The organism is Enterococcus lactis (assembly GCF_015751045.1).
GTDB classification, from domain to species: Bacteria; Bacillota; Bacilli; order Lactobacillales; family Enterococcaceae; genus Enterococcus_B; species Enterococcus_B lactis.
The window spans coordinates 1-3,557 of record NZ_BNJW01000052.1 but is presented as its reverse complement, the minus strand read 5'-3'; the positions used below and the strand labels follow the sequence as shown (position 1 = coordinate 3,557).

The window sequence follows — 3,557 nt, the reverse complement described above, 5'->3', positions numbered from 1 at the left end:
ATTCCTTAGAACGATAAGTTATTTCGTGTTCTAATTGTTTTTTTCTATATTCATCTATTTCAAGTTCATGTCTTTCAATATTGTTTCTTAACATTGTTAGTTGTAAATCATTTGTAGCACGTTGTTTATCTTGCTTTTTTCTATAGTTAATATCTTTTATAGCTTTTATGGAAAAAATATCATTAATCCAAGACATATAAGAATTCCTCCGATAAACATTTTTAGTACTGTCTGTTTTTAATAGTATAAAATGAATCAAATTGAATATCAAATATATATTATATCCATGAAGCCCAATCTTCTTTAATAGAAGATTGGGCTATTTTTATGGCAAAGGAGGGAAAAGAAATGTTTCAAAATAAAGGACAACGTTATGTCACAAAGGGAGTAATGGACAGTTTGCCGGTGGAATTACAAGCTTTATGTTGGAATCTAATCGATCAAAACAGTCAAAAGCAACTTCCTTTAGACTATCTTCAAATTTTTGAATTTTCTACGGAAAAAGGAAATCAAAAGTTGGTTCATCGTCAAGAAGAACCGGAAGAAAGAAAAGAGTATCTGATTTCACCTAAGCTTCGTTTGAAATCAGTGTCTCAAAAAATATGGGTCATTGATTCGGGTGAGTATCAAACGATGTTATTACCAGAAGAATACTAGTATCTAAAAGAAAGGAACGAAAGGACTTGTTAGAAACGGCTATCGAAGTACTGGAAAAGTGTGCACAGCTGGTCACTGCTTCTGAAGAGTGGGGCTATGAATCCGTTACGATGGAAAAAGAGGAAATTGAAATGGGTACGCTTCCTAAAGATGTTCATCTACCACGTTTAGTGATGACACATCTTTATATTTATTGTGCACCAGAAGATGGAAAAGACTATGTAGTTTATTTTATTACAGATATTACCAGCCAGCGAGAATTTGTTCGTGGGTTACTGGTAGAAGGACGATTGGTTTGGAGTCAGATTGGAGGAACGAATGAATAAGATCGATTATTTGAGAATGATTGCGAAATGTTTAGAAGATATCCTTACCGCGATTCATCAAATTCTGAAGAAAAAAGGAGAAAGAATATGAAATATTTTCAACTAGTATTGACACTTATAACGGCAATGGTAATTGAAGTGCTTGAACAAAAATTAGCATAGGAGAAAAAGAGATGATTGAAAAAGAATTAGTAACCACACAAACAGAAGTTTGGCGAGATCCTCATCATACCCATCGCTATGTTTTCAAACGACAATGGGCGATCAAAGGAAAAGAAGCGGAAGATAAATTAGCGGTAGTCATTACTATTCGTCCAACAGATACAGAACCATTTACGAATGATTTGAGTATGTTATTAATCGAAAAGAATATCCGACAATTAGGATTTACTGGTTTTATTGCTGTGAATCTTTTTTCGTACACAAAAGCGAAAAGTCCTCGGGTATTTCTTCGAGGAAATGATGAACAATCTTTGGAAATATTAACGACTGTTTTTACAGAAAAGAAAATCAATACCATTATTTTTGCTTGTGGTTCGATTACAGCGACGAGTCAAGTGGCTTATGAACAAGCGAAGACCATTTACGATCAATTGAGTGCGAAACAAAAGAAGATGACCAAAGTATTGATAAATGCAGAAGGCAAGTTATCCCATCCATTAAGTATTCATGTTCGTAATGAATGGCAATTGGCAGATAGTCAATTATTATTTCAAGAAAAATAACGTTTTATTTTATCATGTTACTTATAAGTAGTTTTACATGCTTTTTGACTTTAAAAATACATGTGATGATACATGTTATATGAATTATCAATGTACCCAGTAATATGCTATTTTCATTATGTAAAAAATAACAGGGGGTGTGTAGATGGAGATTGATAAAACTTGTTTGAGTAACTCTTATAAAAGTATGAATGACTTTTTTGAGGAAATGGAACTGGATTCAGAATTGCTCTATCAATTTTATCTTGCTTTTCGAGGGCAACAGATTTCTTTTCCGATGAAAATGTACGATCGCGAGTTAGTAAGAAAAAGAATCGAAAACATGATAGAACAGGAAAAAAATGTTGATATTCGTCAATTGACAGAAGTTTATGGTTTTTCTACAAGATGGATTCAAGAAGTAATTAAACAAAAAGAAAGGAGAAGAGTACATGGCTAAGCTGATTGTATTAGGTGGTTTAATTTACGGTGGATATTGGTTATATAAATATATGCTTGCACATCCGAATATAGATAAAGGAAACGTAATTAAGACAGTTGGGGTAATCATAGTTGGACTCATAGCTCTAACTAAGAAAAATAATACTAATAGCCCAAAATTAATGAGAACTTATCGCTGTAGAGGATGTGGAAGGGAAATTTCTACTAGTTTTAACCCATCTGAGAGTCCTCAAGGAAGAGACCGTTGCCATACCGGCTATCGACATTATTGGGAAAGAATCGATTAAAAGATTACCTTTTAGATCAATTAATTGTCTGATAGAATAAATACGTGAGGGAGAAATTGAAAGAGGTAAATAAAATGAAAAAATGGTTGTTATTACTAATTGGAATGGGGATTTTATTCACTGGTTGTACATCTGAGAATACGAGGACTAAAGTGAATGTAGAAACTGATACAACAATTGAGACTAAAAAAAGTAAAACGCAATCAACTGAACAAACTACAACAGAAATGAAGCAATCTGTGGAAGCAAGTACAAGTGAAAGTTTAACCACTGAATCTTCTTCTGAAGAGGTTAAGAATACTTTGTGGGATAGTGAGAAATCTACCCAACTAGCAACTTTTGTCCCACAATGGGGAAAAACATTGGGTCAAGAATATAAAAGCTACAATCCTCAGAACAATGTAAGTCTGTATGGTACGCCTTTACCAAGTGCAGTCATTGATGGAAATTGGAAAATGGCAATCAATGAAGCACCAGTTACCGTACAATGGTCAGAAGATGGAACTGGTCATGCAGATTTCAATTTAGTAGCAGTTTATTCTGATGTAGAAACTGGAGAATATTTAGGGCAGCATGTTTACTTTTTCGGTTTTCAAAATGGACAACCTAAAGTTTATTTAACTCAACAAAATCAAGGTAATGAAAATAATTATCTATACTTTAACGAAACTCAAAATCAACAACTAAAACAAGGTTTCATTGATATTGTGAATGGACAAACTCCCCAAAATCCAGTAGTAGAAGAGTCTACTCAACAAGCTACAACTGATTCAGCTACGCCAAGTTCACATGAAAGAGCACAAGCAATTAGGGAAATATTAAAACAAAATCAAGGATTTAATGAAGAGGTATTAAACTCAATTCCAGATGAAGAAATACTTGATTCTTTCGTAGGTAATGCGACCAATGCACAACTAGCACAAAGTGCGATGAATCTATTAGAAAAATACCCTAATTTGAAATAAGAGTTACAAATGGTGTTAGGATGATTTAGTGGACACATTTTGGGAGAGGACTATAATAACCTCGAACGAAAGGAAGTTCGCTAAATGAAAAAGTACAGTCAAGAAAGAAAAGACATGATCCTTCAACTCGTCGCAACTGGTAAGCCGGTTGCCGAA

Annotated in this window: 6 protein-coding genes and 1 pseudogene; 6 read left to right on the top strand and 1 reads right to left on the bottom strand. The window is 33.7% G+C overall.

Going from position 1 to position 3,557, the window contains the following annotated elements; translation table 11 throughout:
- Nucleotides 1-196 (bottom strand): annotated as a pseudogene (locus KFO35_RS13855) (hypothetical protein); the annotation flags it as partial.
- 152 nt (nt 197-348) lie between these two features.
- Between KFO35_RS13855 and KFO35_RS13850 the strand changes: the two are divergent.
- From KFO35_RS13850 to KFO35_RS13825, 6 genes are all read left to right on the top strand, one after another.
- Nucleotides 349-657, top strand: coding sequence for a DUF960 domain-containing protein (locus tag KFO35_RS13850; RefSeq protein WP_002324315.1), 309 nt, complete (start codon nt 349-351; stop codon nt 655-657).
- Between the two features lie 26 nt (nt 658-683).
- A complete protein-coding gene (locus KFO35_RS13845; protein WP_002324316.1) occupies nt 684-983 on the top strand; it encodes a hypothetical protein in 300 nt (99 codons plus the stop codon).
- Nucleotides 984-1,156: 173 nt separating this feature from the next.
- Nucleotides 1,157-1,708, top strand: a complete 552-nt coding sequence (locus KFO35_RS13840) for a DUF1643 domain-containing protein (RefSeq protein WP_002296259.1) — start codon at nt 1,157-1,159, stop codon at nt 1,706-1,708.
- A gap of 145 nt (nt 1,709-1,853) precedes the next feature.
- Entirely contained in the window at nt 1,854-2,147 is a 294-nt protein-coding gene (locus KFO35_RS13835; RefSeq protein WP_002326407.1) for a Mor transcription activator family protein, read from the top strand.
- Nucleotides 2,140-2,436: a hypothetical protein gene (locus KFO35_RS13830; protein ID WP_002336120.1), complete on the top strand. Its 297-nt coding sequence runs from the start codon at nt 2,140-2,142 to the stop codon at nt 2,434-2,436. The genes KFO35_RS13835 and KFO35_RS13830 overlap by 8 nt, the downstream gene beginning before the upstream one ends.
- A gap of 74 nt (nt 2,437-2,510) precedes the next feature.
- Nucleotides 2,511-3,401 carry a DUF4767 domain-containing protein gene (locus KFO35_RS13825; RefSeq protein WP_104661357.1) on the top strand — a complete coding sequence of 297 codons (891 nt, stop codon included), beginning with the start codon at nt 2,511-2,513 and terminating at the stop codon, nt 3,399-3,401.
- Nucleotides 3,402-3,557 lie beyond the last annotated feature (156 nt).

What these genes read in the sequence shown, in the direction of transcription:
- KFO35_RS13850 (WP_002324315.1), top strand. Translation starts at nt 349, where the DNA reads ATGTTTCAAAATAAAGGACAACGTTATGTCACAAAGGGAGTAATGGAC.
- KFO35_RS13840 (WP_002296259.1), top strand. Translation starts at nt 1,157, where the DNA reads ATGATTGAAAAAGAATTAGTAACCACACAAACAGAAGTTTGGCGAGAT.
- KFO35_RS13835 (WP_002326407.1), top strand. Translation starts at nt 1,854, where the DNA reads ATGGAGATTGATAAAACTTGTTTGAGTAACTCTTATAAAAGTATGAAT.
- KFO35_RS13830 (WP_002336120.1), top strand. Translation starts at nt 2,140, where the DNA reads ATGGCTAAGCTGATTGTATTAGGTGGTTTAATTTACGGTGGATATTGG.
- KFO35_RS13825 (WP_104661357.1), top strand. Translation starts at nt 2,511, where the DNA reads ATGAAAAAATGGTTGTTATTACTAATTGGAATGGGGATTTTATTCACT.